This window comes from Microbacterium sp. B19, from assembly GCF_000333395.1.
Taxonomy (GTDB): Bacteria; Actinomycetota; Actinomycetes; order Actinomycetales; family Microbacteriaceae; genus Microbacterium.
This window is the reverse complement of sequence record NZ_BADA01000137.1, coordinates 1-2430: the sequence shown is the minus strand read 5'-3', so window position 1 is coordinate 2430 and position 2430 is coordinate 1. Positions and strand designations below refer to the sequence as shown.

At 73.3% G+C, this 2430-nt stretch carries 4 protein-coding genes; all 4 read left to right on the top strand.

Going from position 1 to position 2430, the window contains the following annotated elements:
• Window positions 1-441: CrcB family protein (locus I5G_RS05175; protein ID WP_306305781.1), on the top strand; the 441-nt coding region annotated here is incomplete at its 5' end.
• A 122-nt stretch (window positions 442-563) separates the two neighbouring features.
• Window positions 564-1493 (top strand): carbohydrate kinase family protein, encoded by a 930-nt coding sequence (locus I5G_RS05170; RefSeq protein ID WP_022878109.1) that lies wholly within the window; start codon window positions 564-566, stop codon window positions 1491-1493.
• The gene (locus tag I5G_RS05165) at window positions 1490-2134 is read left to right on the top strand and encodes a class II aldolase/adducin family protein (protein WP_022878108.1); all 645 of its coding nucleotides are present in this window, start codon (window positions 1490-1492) and stop codon (window positions 2132-2134) included. Before I5G_RS05170 ends, I5G_RS05165 begins: the two co-directional genes overlap by 4 nt.
• A gap of 10 nt (window positions 2135-2144) precedes the next feature.
• Window positions 2145-2430: aldehyde dehydrogenase family protein (locus I5G_RS20735; protein WP_148286409.1), on the top strand; the 286-nt coding region annotated here is incomplete at its 3' end.

Here is a 2430-nt window from a genome sequence, read left to right as displayed (position 1 = left end):
CGTTTTTCCGCCCCAAACGCAGGAATCCGCCCCAAACCCCAGGACGACCCGGCGCGGCGTAGGGTGTCGAGCGTGGTGTCCTGGCGCGATCTCGTCTCGGTGGCTGTCGGCGGCGCGATCGGGACCGCGGTGCGCGCCGGGCTGACTCTCGCTCTCGCGGGCGATCTCGGCCCCGCCCTCGTGCCGATCATCAACGTCGTGGGTGCGTTCGCGATCGGTATCCTGTTCGGAATCCGGGCCCGGATGCCAATGTCGACACGCGCGCAGCGGGCGCAGCTGTTCTTCGGAACCGGCGTGCTGGGCGGTTTCACGACGTACAGCTCGCTCGCCGTCGAGTCGGCCGACCTGTCGCTGCTGTGGTGGGGCGCGGTCACCGTCGTCGTCGGGACGTTCGCCGCGTGGCTCGGCGTGCTCCTCGGCCGGGGGCACCGCGTGCGCTGAGCCGCCGCAGGCGCTGAGCCGTGGGCGACTCCCGCTCTTGCCGCACCCCCGCTCAAGATGGTACAAATGTGCCACTTGCCGACGTGGGCCCGCTGCGCCGGTGCCGACCCGGAGGCTCAACGATGACCGCCGTCCCCCGCATCGTCACGCTCGGAGCCCACGTGCTCGACACGATCGTCCAGCCCGTCGACGAGATCCCGCCCGGGCAGGGCTCGCTGCTCGTGGACGAGATCGTGATGTCGGCCGCCGGTCCCGCCGGAGGAACCGCGCTCGTCCTGAACAAGCTCGGCGCGCGCGTGATCACGAGCGGCGCCGTCGGTGACGACGTGGCGGGGCGCGTGCTCCGCGGGCTGCTGGCCGACGCCGGGATCGACGTGGAACACCTGGTCACGGGCGAGCTGCCGACCTCGGCATCCGTCCTCCCCATCCGGTCGGATGGCTCGCGTCCCGCGCTCCACGTCGTCGGTGCCAACGCGCTCGCCGCCGATGTCGTGCCGTGGGATGTGCTGGCCGCGGCCGACCACGTGCACGTCGGGGCGCCCGAGCTCCTCGGACCCGAGAACGTCATCGAGATCCTCGATCACGCGCGGGCGAACGGGGCGACGACCTCGCTCGACTTCCTCATCGGCGGAGAGCCGGCGTTCTACGCCCTCATCGAGCCGCTGCTGCCCTACACCGACTACATGCTGCCGAACGCGGAGCAGGCCCTGGGGTGGACGGGCGCGCCCGACCTGCACGCCGCCGCGCACGTCCTCGCCGAGGCCGGCGCACGCGTCGTCGCGATCACGAACGGCGGCGACGACATCGTCCTCGTCGAGGGCGACGACCTCGTCGACATCCCAATCGTCCCGGCCGTCCCGGTGGACACCAGCGGCGGCGGCGACGCGTTCTCCGCCGGGTTCGTCTTCGCGAAGCTCCGCGGACAGACCTCGGTCGAGGCGGCGCGCTTCGGCTCGGCCGTGGCGGCCCAGGTCGTCGCGGGCGTCGGCACCGATCACGGCACGTACGACGCGGCATCCATCGACGCTCTCCTGTCGGAGGCCGCGCGGTGACGCAGGACGCCCGCGCCGCGATCGCCGACGCGTGCCGCGCGCTCGCGGCGGACGGGCTGGTGAAGGGGACGGCGGGCAACGTCAGCGTGCGTGTCGACGGAGGGATCGCGATCACCGCGACCGGCGTCGTGTTCGCACAGGCGACCGCCGACGACGTGTCGGTCGTCGACCGTGACGGGCGGGTCGTGGTCGGTTCGCTCGCGCCCAGCTCGGAACTCGGGCTGCACCTCGCGGCGTACGCCGACGACGCCGTCGGGGCCGTGGTCCACACGCACGCGCCGGCCGCGATCGCCCTGTCGCTCGTGAGCGACCGCCTGCCGTGCATCCACTATCAGCAGCTCACCCTCGGCGGCGAGGTCGAGGTCGTGCCGTTCGCGGTCTTCGGGTCGCCCGAGCTCGCGGCGAGCGCCGGTGCGGCGCTGACGACCGCGAACGCCGCGATCCTCGCGCACCACGGCGCCGTGACGACCGGTCGCGATCTCGCCGACGCCGTCGCGAACACCGCGCTGCTGGAGTGGGCGTGCGACATCTACCTGCGGGCGCGGGCCGTGGCAGCGCCCGCGGAACTCAGCCCGGAACAGCAGGCCGACGTCGTGGCCGCCGCCGTGGCGACCGCCTACGGCCAGAAGCGGAGCGCATGACATGGATGCCATGACCGCCACCACGTTCGACTCGCTCAGCCCGCTGGACGGCCGCGTCGTCGGAACGTTCCCCGTGCGGGGCGCGGACGAGGTCGCCGCCACCGTCGACCGTGCCCGCCGCGCCGCGGAGGAGTGGCGCGCTCTCGGGTTCGCGGGGCGCCGTCGGGCGCTCGACGGGTGGCGCCGCGACATCGTCGCGCACCTCGACGAGCTCATCGCCCTCGTACGCGCCGAGACCGGCAAGCCCGCGGGTGACGCGCGCCTCGAGATCATGCTCGCGCTCGACCACTCGCTGG